This is a genomic window from Roseococcus sp., from assembly GCF_965227005.1.
Taxonomy (GTDB): domain Bacteria; phylum Pseudomonadota; class Alphaproteobacteria; order Acetobacterales; family Acetobacteraceae; genus Roseococcus.
In genome coordinates, this window is the sequence record NZ_CBDDFJ010000026.1 from 25,333 (window position 1) to 42,717 (window position 17,385).

13 protein-coding genes and 1 pseudogene are annotated in these 17,385 nt (G+C 70.6%); 6 read left to right on the top strand and 8 right to left on the bottom strand.

Annotated features, from left to right (window positions below):
* Nucleotides 1–9 precede the first annotated feature (9 nt).
* Entirely contained in the window at nt 10–3,153 is a 3,144-nt protein-coding gene (locus ACO057_RS14465) for a type VI secretion system Vgr family protein (RefSeq protein WP_421992917.1), read from the top strand.
* Nucleotides 3,154–3,163: 10 nt separating this feature from the next.
* Entirely contained in the window at nt 3,164–3,778 is a 615-nt protein-coding gene (locus ACO057_RS14470) for a hypothetical protein (protein WP_421992919.1), read from the top strand.
* On the opposite strand, the gene ACO057_RS14475 is transcribed toward ACO057_RS14470, so the two are convergent.
* Nucleotides 3,779–5,368 (bottom strand): ABC transporter substrate-binding protein, encoded by a 1,590-nt coding sequence (locus ACO057_RS14475; RefSeq protein WP_421992921.1) that lies wholly within the window; start codon nt 5,366–5,368, stop codon nt 3,779–3,781. It lies immediately after the preceding gene.
* Nucleotides 5,369–5,562: 194 nt separating this feature from the next.
* On the opposite strand from ACO057_RS14475, the pseudogene ACO057_RS14480 reads away from it, so the two are divergent.
* Nucleotides 5,563–5,982, top strand: a pseudogene (locus tag ACO057_RS14480) (HigA family addiction module antitoxin); the annotation flags it as partial.
* Between the two features lie 26 nt (nt 5,983–6,008).
* On the opposite strand, the gene glp reads toward ACO057_RS14480, so the two are convergent.
* From glp to trpD, 4 genes are read right to left on the bottom strand one after another with little or no spacing between them, the layout of a single operon-like run.
* A complete protein-coding gene (glp, locus tag ACO057_RS14485; protein WP_421992923.1) occupies nt 6,009–7,211 on the bottom strand; it encodes a gephyrin-like molybdotransferase Glp in 1,203 nt (400 codons plus the stop codon).
* Complete coding sequence (moaC, locus tag ACO057_RS14490) at nt 7,208–7,681, bottom strand: cyclic pyranopterin monophosphate synthase MoaC (RefSeq protein ID WP_421992925.1); 474 nt, start codon at nt 7,679–7,681, stop codon at nt 7,208–7,210. Before moaC ends, glp begins: the two co-directional genes overlap by 4 nt.
* Complete coding sequence (gene trpC / locus ACO057_RS14495) at nt 7,678–8,493, bottom strand: indole-3-glycerol phosphate synthase TrpC (protein ID WP_421992927.1); 816 nt, start codon at nt 8,491–8,493, stop codon at nt 7,678–7,680. The genes moaC and trpC overlap by 4 nt, the downstream gene beginning before the upstream one ends.
* Before the next feature lie 7 nt (nt 8,494–8,500).
* Nucleotides 8,501–9,514 (bottom strand): anthranilate phosphoribosyltransferase, encoded by a 1,014-nt coding sequence (gene trpD / locus ACO057_RS14500; RefSeq protein ID WP_421992929.1) that lies wholly within the window; start codon nt 9,512–9,514, stop codon nt 8,501–8,503.
* 264 nt (nt 9,515–9,778) lie between these two features.
* Between trpD and ACO057_RS14505 the strand changes: the two genes are divergently transcribed.
* Both ACO057_RS14505 and ACO057_RS14510 read left to right on the top strand, forming a co-directional pair.
* Nucleotides 9,779–10,636 carry a tetratricopeptide repeat protein gene (locus ACO057_RS14505; protein ID WP_421992931.1) on the top strand — a complete coding sequence of 286 codons (858 nt, stop codon included), beginning with the start codon at nt 9,779–9,781 and terminating at the stop codon, nt 10,634–10,636.
* 69 nt (nt 10,637–10,705) lie between these two features.
* Nucleotides 10,706–12,295 carry a serine hydrolase domain-containing protein gene (locus ACO057_RS14510; protein ID WP_421992933.1) on the top strand — a complete coding sequence of 530 codons (1,590 nt, stop codon included), beginning with the start codon at nt 10,706–10,708 and terminating at the stop codon, nt 12,293–12,295.
* A 19-nt stretch (nt 12,296–12,314) separates the two neighbouring features.
* Here ACO057_RS14510 and moaB read toward each other — a convergent pair whose 3' ends face one another.
* From moaB to ACO057_RS14525, 3 genes are all read right to left on the bottom strand, one after another.
* Entirely contained in the window at nt 12,315–12,848 is a 534-nt protein-coding gene (gene moaB, locus ACO057_RS14515) for a molybdenum cofactor biosynthesis protein B (protein WP_421992936.1), read from the bottom strand.
* An 82-nt stretch (nt 12,849–12,930) separates the two neighbouring features.
* The gene (locus ACO057_RS14520) at nt 12,931–14,709 is read right to left on the bottom strand and encodes a transglycosylase SLT domain-containing protein (protein ID WP_421992938.1); all 1,779 of its coding nucleotides are present in this window, start codon (nt 14,707–14,709) and stop codon (nt 12,931–12,933) included.
* A gap of 144 nt (nt 14,710–14,853) precedes the next feature.
* Nucleotides 14,854–15,645 (bottom strand): uracil-DNA glycosylase family protein, encoded by a 792-nt coding sequence (locus tag ACO057_RS14525; protein ID WP_421992940.1) that lies wholly within the window; start codon nt 15,643–15,645, stop codon nt 14,854–14,856.
* Between the two features lie 91 nt (nt 15,646–15,736).
* Between ACO057_RS14525 and ACO057_RS14530 the strand changes: the two genes are divergently transcribed.
* Nucleotides 15,737–17,362 (top strand): 4Fe-4S dicluster domain-containing protein, encoded by a 1,626-nt coding sequence (locus ACO057_RS14530; protein ID WP_421992942.1) that lies wholly within the window; start codon nt 15,737–15,739, stop codon nt 17,360–17,362.
* The last annotated feature ends 23 nt before the right edge of the window (nt 17,363–17,385 follow it).

The window sequence follows — 17,385 nt, forward strand, 5'->3', positions numbered from 1 at the left end:
CGACGCCGCATGGCCCTGAGAAATGCCAAGCGGCACCTCAGCGTGGAAACGCCGCTCGGCCTGGCCAAGGGCGAGGACGACGACGACCCTTTCCTGCTGCTGCGCGTCTCCGGCGCCGAGGGCATCTCCATTCCTTATGCCTTCGAGCTCACCTTGCTCGGCGACAAGAAGACCGAGATCAGGCCGGAACAGCTCATCGGGCGGGCGGCGAAGTTCGGCATCCGCAAGACGAAGATCACCAACACGGTGCAGGAGGAAGGCTTCAACGAGCGCTTCGGCCTCTTCGAGACCTTCGAGCATCTGAGCACCCTGCGCGGCCGGCGCATCTACCGCGCCCGCCTCGTCCCCGCCTTCCGCATGACCGGCTACGAGCTGCGCTACCGCGTCTTCGAGGATCGCGACCTCATCTCGATCCTGCGCGAGGTGTTCGAGCCCTTTCCCCTCATCGACTTCCGCACCAACCTTCTCGCGGACCTTCCGGCCACGCGCATCCCCTATTGCGTGCAGTACAATGAGACGACTTTCGCCTTCGTCCACCGCCTGCTCGACCGCTGCGGCGTCGCCTATCGCTTCGAGCATGGCCCCGACAGCAGCCGCCCCGGTGCGACACCCTCGCGCGAGCGGATGGTGCTGTCCTTCCGCCGGCACAATCCCGGCCCCGTGGACGACACCATGACCGTCGTCTCCGAGGACGGCTCGGCCGGCGACACGAAATCCGCCATGTCGGGCAAGGGCGTGGACCTCATCCGCAACTTCAGGCGCAGCTTCACGGCGGCGGCGCAGAACGCGCGCGTGGGCGACTTCAACCAGATCGACCCGCAGCGCTCGCCCGAGGGGCTGGCGGTGGTGGACCAGCCCTACGCCTTCGCGGCCAACAGCGTGGGCCTGCGGGCGGAAGCCTTCCCCGCCACGGCCGTGGAGGTGAAGGATCCGGATGCCGCGGCGCGGCTGCGGATGCGCGTAAACGAGACCGCCTCCGCCTCCTTCTCCGGGCGGGCCTATAGCAGCAGCTTCTACGCCGGCCGCGCGGTCAATATCGGCGCCGACAAGGCCGGCTCGGGCGCCGAGGCGCAGTCGATGGTGCTGAAGCTGGTCACACTCGACGCCTTCGACGTGGTGGACGACCGCAACTTCCTCCTCAAGATCGGCGACCTGCTGAAGAGCGCGATCTTCGGCGGCGGCGACCCCGAGGATGCGATGGGCCAGGGCGCGGAAAAGCTGCGCGACGAGCTCAAGAAGGACATCTCCAAGGGCGTCGACATCGCCAATTGGCTGGCGGCCAAGCCAGACTCCTCCGACCCTTCGGGCCTGCCGGGCTTCATCGCCAATGCGATCGGGCGGACCAGCAGCGGGATCTTCGGGGCGATCACCTCGGCCATCTCGGCCGTCACCGAGATCGCCAAGATCATCGACAAGCTCCTGGAATCCGGGGCCGGCTTCGCCTGCGCCTTCGACGCGGTCCCCACCACCGCGCCGCTCAACGCCGACCACTGGCCCACGCCCTCCTCGCCGCGGCCGCTCGCGGCGGGGCCGCATTTCGCGATGGTCCTGGGGCCCAAAGGCACCTCGACCGCGGAGGGGGATATCCACACCGACGGCCTCGGGCGGGTGCGCATCCGCTTTCCCTGGGACCAGGGTCCGCCCGGGGCCACGCCCGATGCGCAGGCCGAGGGCCCCTTCGCCAATGACAAGGTCACCGCCTGGGTGCGCGTGGCCGAGGGCTGGGCCGGCACGCGCTTCGGCACCCAGTTCGTCCCGCGCATCGGTCAGGAGGTGATCGTCAGCTTCCTCGATGGCGACCCGGAGCGGCCGCTGGTGACCGGGCGCGTCTACAATGCGGGCTCCGGCAAGACGCACCTTCCCTTCGTGCCCCCCTCGCCGGCCGCGCGTCCCATCCAGTCGGAGGAGGACGTGAAGGCGACGCAGAACAACAACACGACCCGCAGCGGCATCCGCACGCGCAGCACGCCCCAGCCCGATGCCGAGGCCGGCTTCCATCTGCTCCGCTTCGACGACCAGAAGGGCAAGGAACAGCTGCTCCTCCGCGCCGAGCACCGGCTGGACACCACCAGCACCGGCAGCCGCTTCGACACGACGCGCGGCAGCCGGCACACGCTGGTCGGCGGCGGCAAGAAGCCGGCAGACCAGGATTCCACGGGCGGGGACTTCACCACCATCGGCGGCGAGAAGGACCTGCATGTCGGCGACAGCCGCTACACCCGGATCGACGTGGACGACCACCTCCTCATCAAGGGCGACCAGCTCACCGAGGTGACGGGCGGGAGCATGCTCTCCGCCGCGATGATCGTGCTGACGGCCGACACCATCGCGCTTCAGGCCAAAAAGAAGATCCAGCTGGTGGTCGGCGGCTCCATGGTCGTCATCACCCCCGCCGGCGTCTTCACCGAAGGGCCGATCCTCGACCACAAGGGCGCCTCGCCCGACCAGCTCGACGCGCCCACCATCAAGGAGCCGCTGGACGCCGCCGAGGCCGATCCCGGCGACCCGTCCGACTGGCTGGTGCAGCAGGCGAAGAAGGGCGGTGGCGGCGGCGGCCGCAAGTCGCACGACATGGCGCTGCACACCGGCATGATGGTGCGCAACGGCCCGGAGGGCACGCTGGTGGCGGGCGGGGAGAGGGGCGGCCAGGGCATCGTCATCGATCCCGGCCAGCCGCCCGATCCCGCATTCGTCAATGACGCGGTCTCGCAGCTGCAGGACCTGCGCGACGATCCGGCCACGGCGCCGGCGCTGGCCGCGGCGGAGGACCGCAAGAACCCGGTGGTGATCGGCAAGCCCGATCCGGACACGGTCCAGTCGCCGCCCTTTTCGCAGCCCACGGATCCGAAAGGCGCGACACCCCCCGGCCATTTCACCGGGCGGGAGACGCCCGAGGGCGATCAGGAGACGGGAACGGGAACCGGCTCGCCCAGCCTCGTCGTTCTGGGCGAGCCCGATGACGGGTCGGACGAGGCCGCCGCCGCGCATCGCAAGGCCGTCGCCGACACGCTCGACGGCGCGGCGGTGGACGACCGGGGCGCCAATGACGACGCCAGCCAGCCCTCGGCGCCGCGCGGAACCGCCACCGATCCCGGCAATCCCCCGCCCAGCCCCCATCCCCTGCCGCCCCCGCCGCCGCCGCCGTTGGAATGAAAGCGGGATCATGAGCGCCGAGAGCCGCGCGCCCTTTGGCCAATTGCGCCTCGAATGCCGGCCCGGCCGCGCGGAGGGGACGCTCACCTTCCCCTATCAGCTCACCAATATGGGGCCGGTACCGCTGCTGGTGATGGAGGCCTGGCCGCGCCTAGCGGATGGCAAGCGCTCGGCCGATGCGCAGGTCGCCCAGGTGATCCTGCGGCCCGACGGGGTGGCGATGGTGGGAAAATACATCCCCTCCGTGCCGCCGGGGATGCGCATTCCCGTGCCGGTCCTGCCGCTCTGCCTCCTGCTGAAGCCGACCGAGACCGTGACGCGCGAATTGCGCATCCCGCTGCCTCTGGCCGAGCAGAGTCCCTATCTGCCGGAGCTGCGCCTGAGCGGCTACACGCCGCGCGAACTGAAGGGACTCATCTTCGCCATCGGCTGGTGGCCGGCGACCCAGCCGGGCCTGGCCGCCGGCCCGGCCGGCTATGCGCCCGACCTCCAGACCGTGGCTGCCCTGGACGGGCTGCCGGCGGCCGGCACGGCGATGCAGCGCTTTCCGACCACGCGGCTGGACATCATGCGGCGGCGCGACGCCTTCCCGCGCAGCGTGCCCGCCCATCCCGAACTGGCGTGATCAGGTCTTGCGGAGGTTCCAGAAGGTCGGGAAGCCCTTCTGCACCCCGGTGACATTGTTGCGGAAGGCGGTGGGCTGCACGTATTGCCCGAGCGGGATGCTGGGCACGTCCTGCATGCACTGGATCTGCATGAGGCGGCAGGCCTCCTGCTGCGCGGCGAGGTCGGGCGCGTCGAACCACTGGTTGCGCAGCTCCTCCAGGCGCGGGCTCACGCACCAGCCGGGCCAGCCCGAGGGCTGATCGCCATTGCCGCGGATGGCGTAGTGATTGGCGGGATCCATGTGGTCGACGCCTTCCCAGCCCGTGCTGAAGCAGCTCCAGCCGCCCTGCTCCACCGGCCCGCGATTGTTGCGGCGAGAGAGCATCGTGCCCCAGTCCGTCGCGACGTAATCCACGTTCATGCCGATGCGGCCCATGACGTCGGCCATCACCTCGCCGATCGCCTTGAACTGCGCGTAGTCGGTGGCGGCGAGGATCGCGACCTTCTCATTGGCGTAGCCGGCGCGCTTGAGCATCTCCTTCACGCCCTCGAGGTCGCGCGGCCCCACCAGCGGCTCCAGCCCGGCCTCGCTGGCCATCGGCGTGTTCGGGCAGAAGACGCCATGCGGCACGTGGTACATCGCGGGGTCGTTGCCCACGATCGCCTGCATGTAGTCCGTCTGGCTGAAGGCATGCAGCATGGCGCGGCGGATGGCCGGGTTGTTGAAGGGCGGCTGCAGGTGATTGGGCCGCATCATGTCCACGGCGCCGGTGGGGTTGTTCACCACGATCTGGATCTGGCGGTTGCGGCGAAGCAGCGGCAGCAGGTCGTGCGTGGGGTTCTCCCACCAGTCCTGCTCGCCTTGATTCAGCGCCGCCACCTTGGTCGCGGCATCGGGGATGGTGGTCCAGATCACACGATCGAAATTCACGCGCTTGGGGCCGGCATTCCACTCCATGGGCCCGTCCTCGCGCGAGACGTAGCGATCGAACTTCGCATAGACGTTGCGCGAGCCGGCGATGCGCTCATTGGCGACGAAGCGGAAGGGACCGCTGCCCACCATCTCGGTGATCTGGGTGAAGGGGTCGGTATTGGCCAGCCGCTCGGGCATCATCGCCGGCATCGGCGAGGTGACCTTGCCCAGCGCGTCCGGCAGCAGCGGAAAGGGCTTCTTCAGGCGGAAGCGGATGGTGCGGTCGTCGGGCGCGGAGAGCTCGTCGGTCGCCTCGATGAGCGCACCGCCCAGCGCGTCGCGCCGCGCCCAGCGGCGGATGCTGGCGACGCAGTCCCGCGCCGTGACGCGTTCCCCGTCATGCCAGAGCAGGCCCGGCCGCAGCGTGAGGTTCCACAGCTTGCCGTCGTTCTCGATCGTGTGGCCCGAGACCATCTGCGGCGTCGGCTTGAAGGAGGCGTCGCAGCCATAGAGCGTATCGAAGACCATGTGGCCATGGCCGCGCGTGACATAGGCCGTGGTGAAATGCGGATCGAGGAAGGCCAGGTCGATCTGCGGAATGAACCGCAGCACATTGGCGCCCTGCGCGGTCGCCAATCGGGGTGCGGCGATGCTGGCGGCGGCGAGGGCAAGGGTGGAACGACGGCTGACGGTCATGCGGCCTCCTGAGGAAGGACGGGCTATCTTCCCTGAAGCCGAGGCTAGCAGCGGCCCGGAAGCGGGTGCACGAAAAACCGACATCCCGTTCGCAAGGCCGATAGGCCAGCGTGATCAAACGGATCGGAACCCCCGATGCCCCATGCCAGGGCCTGATGTGTAGCGTCGCGCCATCGAACACGAAGGCGAAACCGATGCCCCTGGACGCGACGCGATACCCCATCACCCCCGAGGCCCAGTCCCGGCTGCTCGCCGACGTCTATGCCGGTGGCACGCCCGCAAGCATCGACGAGGCGCTCAAGGCCGTCTGCCGCGCGCGCGGCCTGCTTCCAGCACGCCCGCAGCCCCAGCCCGCGCCGGTCGAGCCCGACGCGCCCTTCCGTCCGCGCCAGCCGCTGCGCACGCCGGGCGAGGTGCTGGCGCATCTGTTCATGGCGCCCATCCGCCTGTCGGGAAAGCGCCTCGCCGCCGAACTCGGCGTGCCGCGCAGCCGCGTCACCGACATCCTGCACGGGGCGCGCGGCATCTCGGCGCAGACCGCCCTACTGCTCGGACGGCGCTTCGGCAATCCGGCGGAGTTCTGGCTCCGGCTGCAGATGTATCACGACCTCGCCGTGGCCCGGCGGGCCATGGGGGCGTTTCAGACGCCCAGCGCGGCGAGCGCGATGACCTCGACGGGCTCGCCCTTGGCCAGCTTCGGCGCGAAGGGCGCGCGCAGCACCAGCGCGTCGGCCCCGGCGAGAACGGCCAGCATCGAACTGTCCTGACGCGCGGCCGGGGTGGCGATCCAGACGCCGCCCTCGCCCGGCGTCAGCGTCGCGCGCAGATGGTCGGCGCGCTTGTCGTTCGCCGGCAGATCGACGCCCGCCAGGGCGCGGAGCGTGGGCGTGGCGGTGTCGGCCAGGCCCTGCAGCTTCGCCAAAGCGGGCAGCAGGAAGACCACCGCGCAGACCAGGGCGGAGACCGGATTTCCCGGCAGCCCGAGCACCGGAACGGCGCCCAGCTTCCCCCAGATCAGCGGCTTTCCGGGACGCATGGCGATCTGCCAGAAGTCGAGCACGAAGCCGTCACGTCCCAGCGCCTTCTGCACCAGGTCATGCTCGCCCACGCTGGCACCACCGGTCGTGACCAGCAGGTCGAAGCCGCCGCTGCTGGCCAGGGCCGCGATCTCCGCCGGATCGTCCGGCGCGATGGGCAGGATGCTCGCCTCGCCGCCGCACGAGGCGACGAGCGCGGCCAGGGCATGGGCGTTGGAGCTGACGATGCCGCCCTCGGGCAGCTTCTCGCCCGGCAGCGCGATCTCGTCGCCCGTCGCTAGGATGCCGATGCGCGGGCGGCGATGCACGGTCAGCCAGGGATGGTTGCCCGCGGCGGCCAGGCCGATGTCGCGCGCGGTCAGCCGCCGCCCGGCGCCCAGCAGCTCCGCGCCCTCGGCGAAATCCAGGCCCCGGCGGCGGATGTGCCGCCCGAGCATGACGGTCTCGTTCACCCGGACGTGCCCCTCGGCGGCGGTCGCGTCCTCCTGGAGGAGGATGCTGTCCGCGCCCGCGGGGACGAAGCCGCCGGTGAAGATGCGCACGGCCTCGCCCGCGCCGAGCGTGCCGGCGTAGGGCTTGCCGGCCGGCGAAGCCCCGGCCAGGCGCAGCGTCGCGCCCTCGACCGCATCCGCCGCGCGCAGGGCATAGCCGTCCATCGCGGAGACATCGGCCGGCGGCTGGGTGAGCCTTGCGGCGATGGGCCGCGCCAGCACCCGGTTCCATCCGGCGGCGAGCGGCACGGTCTCGGGCCCGGTCGGCGCCAGGCCCGCGAGGATGCGCGCGCGCGCCTCGTCGAGCGGGATCACGCCTCGGCCTCGAAGCGGCCGGACTTGCCGCCTTCCTTGAGGACCAGGCGCAGGTCGTCGATGCGCATGCCGCGATCCATCGCCTTCACCATGTCGTAGACGGTCAGGGCCGCGACGGAGACGGCGGTCAGCGCCTCCATCTCCACGCCCGTGCGGCCCGTGACGCGCACCTGCGCCTCGATCTCCACCGTATCGGGCTCGACGATCACCAGATCGACCGAGACCTTGGTCAGCATCAGCGGATGGCAGAGGGGAATGAGGTCGGAGGTGCGCTTGGCCGCCATGATGCCGGCGAGCCGCGCGACGCCGAGCACGTCGCCCTTCCCGGCCTTCCCCTCGGCGATGAGCGCCAGGGTCGCCGGCTGCATCACCACCCGCCCGCGCGCGATCGCGAGGCGCTCCGTCTCCGCCTTGCCCGCCACGTCGACCATGGCGGCGCGGCCGGCTTCGTCGAAGTGGGTGAGGCTCACGTGCCCAGCAGCGCGCGCGTCGCCGCGGCGACGTCGGGCTGGCGCATCAGATATTCGCCGACCAGGATGCAGCGCGCGCCGACCTTGGCCATGCGCTCCACATCGCCGGGGTTGCGCAGCCCGCTTTCGGCGACCGGGATGCGGTCGGCGGGCACCCGCGGCACCAGCGCCTCGCTGATCGACAGATCGGTCTCCAGCGTCTTGAGGTTGCGGTTGTTCACGCCGATGAGGCGCGTCTGAAGACCCAGCGCGCGATCCATCTCGCGGGCATCATGCACCTCGGCCAGCACCGCCATGTCGAGACTGCGGGCGACCTCCTCCAGCTCCTGGGCCTTGGCGTCGGAGAGGGCCGACATGATGAGCAGGATGGCGTCCGCGCCCATCGCCCGGGCCTCGAAGACCTGCCAGGGATGGATCATGAAGTCCTTGCGCAGCACGGGCAGCGTGCAGGCGGCGCGGGCGGCCTTGAGGTAGTCCGCGCTGCCCTGGAAATACTTCGCATCCGTCAGCACCGAGAGGCAGGAGGCGCCGGCGCTCTCATAGGCCACGGCCAGCTCCGCCGGCTCGAAGGGATCGCGGATGAGGCCGCCGGAGGGCGAGGCGCGCTTGATCTCGGCGATGAGGCCCGTCCGGCCCTCGCCCAGGGCGCGGCACAGCGCGCCCATGAAGTCGCGCGGCGGCGACTGGTCGAGCGCGCGCTTCTCCATCTCGGCGATGGAGACGGCGGAAGCGCCGGCGGCGACCTCCGCCTGCTTGTCGCGAAGAATCTTCGCGAGCGTGTCGGACATATCGGGGAGGACGTCGATATTCATGATGGAATCAGACCTCGGTGGTCGCGCGGCGCAGGCGGTTTAGAACATCCAGAGCCCGGCCGCTGTCAATGCTTTCAGCTGCCAACGCCGCACCCTGGCGCAGCGTTGCCGCGCGCCCGGCCACGATCAGGGAGGCGGCGGAATTCAGCAGGACCATGTCGCGATAGCCGCCCGTCTGGCCCTCCAGCAGCGCCACGAGCGCCGCGGCGTTCTCCTCGGGCGTGCCGCCGCGGATGCTCTCGATGGGATGGACCGGCAGGCCGGCCTCCTCGGGCGTGACCTGGAAGCGGCGGGTGCGGCCCTCGGCCAGCTCCACCACCTCGGTCGGGCCCGAGATCGCCATCTCGTCCATGCCCTGGCCGTGCACGACCCAGGCGCGCTCCGTGCCGAGCCGGCCCAGCGCCTCGGCCATGGGCTGGATCCATTCGGCCGAGAAGGCGCCGGTCATCTGGCGCGTGACGCGGCCCGGATTGGCCAGCGGGCCCAGCAGGTTGAAAATGGTGCGCGTGCCGAGCTCGACCCGCGCGCCGCCCGCATGGCGCAGGGCCGCGTGGTGGCGGGGCGCCATGAGGAAGACCATTCCGGCCTCGCGGATCACGGCGGGCAGCTTCTCCAGCGGCACATCGAGATTGACGCCCAGCGCCGCGACCACATCCCCCGCGCCCGACCTGGAGGAGAGCGCGCGGTTGCCGTGCTTGGCCACCGGCACGCCGGCGCCCGCCACGACGATCGCCGTCGTGGTGGAAATGTTCAGGCTGCCGGAGGCATCGCCGCCCGTGCCCACGATGTCGATCGCCTCCTTGGGCACCTCGACGGCGATCATGCGCGCGCGCATGGCGCGGACGGCGCCGGTCATCTCGGCGACGGTCTCGCCGCGCACGCGCATCGCCATCAGCATTCCGGCGATCTGCGCCGGCGTCGCCTCGCCCGCCATGATGATGCCGAAGGCGGTCTCGGCCTCGCTCTCGGCCAGGCGTTCTCCCGCCGCAAGGCGGGCCAATATGGGCTTCAGGCCGTTCATGCCGCTGTTCGTAAGGCCTTGTCGCGCCGCCCGCCAGTCTGGCCCCGCGCCCGCCTGCCCCGCTTCCCCGGCAGGACGGTCATGCGCCATGGGAGGATGGCCGGCTATTCCCTTCTGATCGCGAATGATTTCCCCTGCGCTCGCGATCCCCCGGTCGCGCCACTCCAGACGGACCCCCCATGGCCAAGCCCGCTCCCTTCCCTCCCCCGCCCCTCCGCCCCTGCGCGATTCCGCATGGAGGCGAAGTGCTGTAGAGTCGGGCGCGTGCGCAACCGCCTTCCCATTTTTGTCGGATTCGGTCTGATCCTCCTCGCCTCGGTGGGGGGAGGCGTCTGGTATCTGTCCGGCAGCTCCGATCGCCACGAGACCGTCTCCGATGGCACCGCGCCCGAGGCGCTCCCCGACACCCTGCCTTTGCCACCGGAGATGCCGCGCATCGCCGACGGGCCCGATTACGACCGCTGCCTGACCCTGCTGCGCAACGATCCCGACGAGGCCATGCGTTTCGCCCAGGCCTGGGACGCGACCGGCGGCGGCGACGGCGCGCGCCATTGCATCGCCCTGGCAATGATCGGCCTCGGCGAGGCCGAGCAGGCGGCCGAGCGGCTGGAGCGGCTGGGCGGCAGCTCGCGCGCCGGCAGCATCGCCCGCGCCCAGGTCTTCGGCCAGGCGGCCCAGGCCTGGATGATCGCGGGCGACGCCAACCGGGCCTATGGCGCGGCCACCATCGCGCTCACCCTCGCGCCCCAGGACTCCGAGCTTCTGGTGGACCGCTCGGTCATCCTGGCCGCGCTGCGCCGCTTCAACGAGGCCATCGAGGACCTCGACGCAGCCCTGGCCCTCGAGCCGGAGCGCGCCGAGGCCTGGGTGCTGCGCGCCGCCGCGCTGCGCCGCCTCGACCGGGTGGACCAGGCCGTCCAGGCCGTCGAACGCGCGCTCACCCTCGCGCCCGACAATGCCGAGGGCCTGCTGGAACGCGGGATCCTGCGGCAGCTGCGTGGCGATGTGGCCGGCGCGCAGGTCGACTGGCGCCGGGCGATCGAGCTGGCGCCGGACACCATGGCGGCCGACCTGGCGCAGCAGAATCTGGAACTGAGCGAGATGGGCCCCGCGCGACGCTGAGCGGGTGCCCGGCAAACATGCGGTCAGGCCCTTCGACGTGAGCCGGCCCGAACGGAAAAATCGCGACACATGTCCCTGAACTGGTCCTCCACCGTCGCTTCCGACGTTGCTGCCCGCTGGACCGCAGAGGAACCGGGCGGCGTCCTCCTGGCCTTCGACCGCCATGCGATCCGCATCGTCGCGACAGGTGGCCTCGCCAGCCTGTCGCACCGCCGGGCGATCACGGCGGACACGCGGCTGCGCTTCGCCTCGCTCACCAAGCACATCTTCTGCGCCTTCGCGCTGGGCCATGGGCTGGACCCGCGGGAGACGCTGGGCGCGATGCTGCCCGACCTGACCGGCGATCTCGCGACGGTGACGGCAGGACAGGCCCTGGGGATGTCCGGCGGCATTCCCGACCTCTCGCCGAGCCACACGCTCTGCGGCGTGCCCCCGGGCCTCGCTCTGGACGGCGCGGCGCTGGACGCCTTCACCCGCGAGCTGCCCGGCCTCGACAATCCGCCCGGCACCGAGATCTCCTACAGCAACACCGGCTACCGGCTCGTGGAGCAGGGACTGGCGCGCCGGGGCGCGATCTTCCGCGACTGGGTCGAGGGTCCGCTGAACGCGGCGCTCGGCACCGGATTGCGATACCCGAGCGGCTGGGACACGCCCCTGCCCGACCTCGCCGACGGCCATTGGCGGGATTCGCCTGCTTCGGGCTGGCGCGCCGGCAGCTACGGCATGGCGCTCTCCGCCTCCGGCGCCCTGACCGGAAGTGCGACGGACCTCGCCCTCTGGCTCCAGGCCCTGCTGCGCGGCGACGGCCCGGCCGGCGCGGTGCTGTCGCGTCTCGCGACCCCCGGCGTGCTGGAGGACGGGACCGTCTCGGCCTATGGGCTCGGCCTCGCGCTGATGGAGATCGGGGGACGGCGCTGGATCGGCCATGGCGGACATCTGCCCGGCTTCAAGAGCCATTTTCTTCTCGACGCCGAGGCCGGGGCGGGCGTCCTCCTCCTCTCCAACCGCGAGGACACCGACCCACTGCTGCCGGCCCTGCGGGTCCTGGCATCGCTGCTGGGCGTGGAGCTGCCCTCCCCGGCGACGGCGCTGCTTCCCGAAGGGCTCTTCGTGGAGGATGCTGGCCCGGCCTGGATCGAGCATCGCGCCGGCCAGCTCACCTTCCTCGGCGCGCGCGAGGCGCTTTTCGCCGCCCCCGACGGCGCGGCCTTCGCGCTTTCGCCCTATCTGCCGATGCATCTGCACCCGGAGGCGGACGGTATCGCCGGGACGATCGGGCATGTGCCCCGGCACTTCCACCCCGTGGCCGAAGGCGCCTCGACCGCCGCCTTCGCCGGGCGCTGGCGCTCGACGAGGCCCTGGCTGGATCTGTCGATCGAGATGACGCCCGAGGGCGTGGCCATGGCCGCGATGGGCAATGGCCCGCTCCGCCGCCCGGTCCCGCTCACGGCGCTGGACGAGCGGCGGGCACTGATGCCCGTCGGCGCGATGCCGTGGCCCGGCCGCGCCTGCCTGTGGCTGGAGACGCCCAACCGGCTGCGGATCTGCACCAACCGCAGCCGCGTCATCTGCCTGGAACGCACCGGCGGGGGGCCGCAGCCCCCGCGCCTTCAGGCGAGTCCTTCCGGATACCCCAGAAGACCATCACTGCAGCGCTGAGCCCGCCTGGCCGAAGAACTCAGGCCAGATGTTCCTTGAGCCGCGGCATGAGCTCCACCAGGTTGCAGGGCCGGAAGCGCGCATCGAGCTGGAAGACCAGGATATCGTCCCAGGCATCCTTGCAGGCCCCCGTGCTGCCCGGCAGCGCGAAGAGATAGGTGCCGCCTGCCACCCCGCCGATGGCGCGCGACTGGATCGTGGAGGTGCCGATCTTCTGATAGCTCAGCATGCGGAAGAGCTCGCCGAAGCCGGTGATCTCCTTCTCCAGCACGCGATCGAAGGCCTCGGGCGTCACGTCGCGCCCCGTGATGCCGGTGCCGCCCGTGGTGATGACGCAATCGACCTCGGGATCGGCGATCCAGGTGAGCAGCTTCGCCTCGATCACCCCCGCCTCGTCGCGGCAGATCTGGCGGTCGGCGCAGCGATGGCCGGCGGCCTCGATGCGCGCCTGGAGCGTCTCGCCCGAGCGGTCGGAGGCGAAGTCGCGCGTGTCGCTGACCGTCAGGACGGCGATGTTGACGGGCAGGAAGGCGCGTTCGGGATCGATCGGCATTGAGACCTCGGCAGGCTGGCCCCGGAGGGCGCGGGGCCGATTCACGCCCCGGGCCGCGGTGGCCCTGAGCGATCGGCCGCTCTCAATTGGTACGCTGCGTCCGGACCCGCAACATGGCCGTGACCTCTTCCGTGTTCGGGAAGGTCGGAAAATTGCCGCCGGCCAGCTGGTCGAGCGAGGGCGTCGGCAGGCCGAGGCGGTTCGCGTAGATCCAGCTATAGGTCAGCACCTGGCTGACGAAGTTGCGCGTCTCGTTGAAGGGGATGCTCTCGATGAAGAGCAGCGGGTCCGCCCGATGGCGCGTGGCGGGCAGCCAGCGGGCCAGGTTTCCCGGCCCCGCGTTATAGGCCGCCAGCACGCGGATCATGTCGCCCTGGATGGCCTCGTGGCGCACCAGATAATGGATGTAGCGCTGGCCGATCTCGAGGCTGAAGCCGGGATCGTGCAGGCGGGAGACGTTCTCGCCGCGCAGCGAAGGGTCGTTAGCGAGGTAGCTCGCCGTCGCCGGCATGATCTGGAGGATGCCGCGCGCCCCGGCCGGGCTGACGGCGCCGGGATTGAAGCGGCTCTCCTGCAGGGCCAGGGCGTAGAGCAGCGAGGGATCCATGCGGAAGCCGCCATTGGGCAGCAGGGTCGGCAGCGGGAAGCGGGCGACGTCGCGCACGCGGCCGTCCTCGCCCTGGGCCTGCGAGGCGACCTCGGAGGAAAGGCCGGTCAGCCCCGACTGCTGCGCCACGCTGAGGATGCCCTGCACGACGGGGGCATTGTTGCGCGTGCGGCGGTTGAGCAGCCGAAGCTCGGCCTCGGCGCGGTCCTTCTGGCCGATCTGCAGCAGCGCCAGGGCCCGCCAGCCGCCGGCCGTCTCGGCGAGGCGCTGGGCGTGGGATTCATTGGCCTGGTCGCGCTCCCAGACGAGGCCGGGCGGCAGGCCCAGGCTGCGGCGGGCGATCATGCCGTAGAAGGTGCGCGGCTCCTGCGCGGCCTGGAGCATCCAGGGGACGTAGAGCGCGGGCCGGCGCGCGCGCACGGCCGAGCGGGCGACCCAGAAGGCGGCGGCGGCGCGCAGGGTCGGCGGGGCCTTGTCGTTGCGCGAGGCGCGCTCGAAGGCCGCCTGGGCGGCGTCGAACTGGCCCGACCCCCAGGCGGAGAGCCCGGCCTGATAGGCGGCGAAGGGATTGTGCGGCGCGAGGCGCAGCGCCTCCTGGGCGAGGCGCCAGGCATCGGCATCCCGTCCGAGGCGGAACAGGGTCTGCGCCATCTCGGTCTTGAGCTGGGCCAGATAGGCCTGGCTCAGCCCGCGGCGGGCCTGGATGAGCGCGAGGGCCCCATCGAGATTGCCGTCGTTGAGGCGCTGGGTGACGCTGCGCTCCAGCCCGGAATCCCGCGACAGGCGAGGGCCTTCGGGCGCGCGGTCCTCGGGGAGCAGATCGCCCGGCAGGTCCGGCTGGCTGGGCGGCGGCGGGGCGGCGGCCCCGCGCGGCAGGCGGGCGACGAGGGTCTCATGGACCAGCGGCGCGTCGGGCAGGTCGGAGAAATCGGCGAGCCAGGCCTGGAGCTCGTAGACGGTGGGCTCGCCGCGCCGATAGCGGTCGGCGAGGAGGTGTCCCATCAGCCGCCGGTCGTCGAGGCGCTCGGACTCCCGCACGGCGGTCGAGAGGTCGCCCCGCGCCTGCGCCTCGAAGGCACGGCGAAGCCGCGCGGCATCCGTGGCCGAGAGCGGCTGTGGCAGGCCGGCAATTTGTGTTCGTGCCCGCGCCTGGGAAGGAGCGGCCTGTTCGCTGGCCCGTTGAGCGGTGGCCGGGGCAAGCCCGGCGCCGAGAAGCAGAAACCCGGCAAGCAGGCCGGGTCGAAGTCGGGCCATGGGGGCAATCGCTCGCATGACGGGCTACCCGGTACCCAGTCCCGGCGAAGCTGGCAAGCGCTTATTTTCTGACAGCCTCGAACCGTTCCAGATATGGAAAGCCGGCTGACGGTTGATCCGGACAGATTTCCAGTCTGCCCTATTCTAGTCATCTTTCATGTTGCGACGCAGTAACAGGAGGTCCGCCCAGGCATCCCGCTTCGCAATGGGATTTCTCAACAAATAGGCCGGATGCCAGGTGGGAAGCACCTTGAATACTGTTCCGTCAAGTACCGTTACTTCGTGCCAGCGACCACGCAGACGAGTGATTCCCTCACGCGCCTGCAACACGCCCTTGGCCGAAACGCCGCCCGCGAGGACGAGGAAACGCGGTGCCGCCAGCTGCACGTGGCGCAGCACGAAAGGCAGGAAAAGCGCGATCTCGGCGTCCGTCGGCGTGCGGTTTCCCGGCGGACGGAAGGGCAGGATGTTCGTGATGTAGAGGTTTTCCGCCCGGCTCAGCCCGATCGAGGCGAACATCCGGTCCAGCAGCTGGCCCGAGGCGCCCACGAAGGGCTTTCCCTGGCGGTCCTCCTCGGCGCCCGGCGCCTCGCCGATGATCATCACGGGCGCGCCGGGCACGCCGTCACTGAAGACGAAGTTGGTCGCCGTCTCGCGCAGGGCGCTACCTTCGAAGCCGGCCATGGCGGCGCGCAGCTCCTCTAGCGTGGAGGCCCCGGCGGCCAGGGAGGCGGAAAGCTGGCCCGCCGGCGGGACCTTGCGCAACGGAATGGGGGCGGAAGGCGTTGTTGGCGGACGCTTCGCCTCGGCCTCCGGCCCGGGCGGAGGCGCGGCGGTGCGGGCGACGGGCGCGTCGAGCATCGCCTCGTCCGCGCCCATCGAGAGTTGCCAGCTCAGGGCGGCGATCAGGGCGTCGCGTTCGGTGACGGCTTGCATCACATCTGTGTAGCGCGCCGAACGGGTTCCGCGAAACCGCGGGCTCGTCTAGTGAGATGACTTGAGATTTGGCGTGGAAAGGTCCGGAGAGATGAGCGAAGAGCGCGAAGCCATGGAGTTCGACGTCCTGATCGTGGGCGGTGGGCCTGCCGGTCTGGCGGCGGCCATCCGCCTCAAGCAGCTCTCGCCCGAGATGAGCGTCTGCCTGGTCGAGAAGGGCAGCGAGATCGGCGCCCATACCCTCAGCGGCGCCGTGCTGGAGCCCCGGGCGCTCGACGAGCTCCTGCCCGACTGGCGCGACAGCCCGCCCGATCTCGCCACCCCCGCGGGCGACGACCGCTTCATGCTGCTGACGGAGACCAAGGCCTTCAAGCTGCCGACGCCGCCGCAGATGAACAACCACGGCAATTACGTCGTCAGCCTGGGCAATGTGGCCCGCTGGCTCGGCGCCAAGGCCGAGGCGCTGGGCGTCGAGATCTATCCGGGCTTCGCGGCTTCCGAGACGCTCATCGAGGACGGGGTCGTGAAGGGCGTCGTCGCCGGCGTCATGGGGATTCAGAAGGACGGCGAGAAGGGCGCGGACTACCAGCCCGGCATGGAGCTGCGCGCCACCTACACCATCTTCGCCGAAGGCTGCCGCGGCAGCCTCACCAAGCAGCTCTTCGAGACCTACGACCTGCGCGCCGAATGCCAGCCCCAGACCTTCGGCATCGGCATCAAGGAGCTCTGGGAGATCCCCAAGGAGAAGCACACGCCGGGCCTCGTCTGGCACAGCGCCGGCTGGCCGCTGAAGAGCGACACCTATGGCGGCTCCTTCCTCTACATGTTCGGCGAGAATCTGGTCACGATCGGCTTCGTCGTCGGCCTGGACTATCCCAACCCCTGGCTCTCGCCCTTCGACGAGTTCCAGCGCTTCAAGCAGCACCCTGCGGTGCGGCCGATGCTCGAGGGCGGCAAGCGCGTCAGCTACGGCGCGCGCGCGCTGAACGAGGGCGGCATCCAGTCCATCCCCAAGCTGGTCTTCCCTGGCGGGATGCTCGTCGGCGACACGGCGGGCTTCCTCAACGTGCCCAAGATCAAGGGCACGCACACCGCCATGAAGTCCGGCATGCTGGCCGCCGAGGCCGTCGCCGCCGCGCTGGCGGGCGACAAGGCCCCGGTGCTGGAATCCTACCCCGAGGCGGTCAAGAACAGCTGGATCTGGCCGGAGCTTCAGGCCGTCCGCAACATCCGTCCGGGCTTCGCGAAATACGGCTTCTGGGGCGGTATGGCGAATGCGGCCATCGACACCTACCTCTTCCGCGGCAAGGCGCCCTGGACCATGGGGCACCATCCGGACAACGACAGCCTGAAGAAGGCGGCCGAGGCGACCCGCATCGTCTATCCCAAGCCGGACGGGGTGATCAGCTTCGACCGCCTCTCCTCGGTCTTCCTGTCGAACACCAATCACGAGGAGACCCAGCCCGCCCATCTCGTGCTGCGCGATCCGGGCAAGTGGCTGGGCGAGAACTGGGAGAAATACGCGAGCCCCGAGAGCCGCTATTGCCCGGCCGGCGTCTATGAGGCCGTGGGCGTCGAGGAGGGCAATCCCCACCTCGTCATCAATGCGCAGAACTGCGTGCATTGCAAAACCTGCGACATCAAGGATCCGACGCAGAACATCGACTGGAAGACGCCCGAAGGCGGCGGCGGGCCGAATTATCCTGGCGGAATGTGAGGTAACCGGGGAAGACTGGCCGG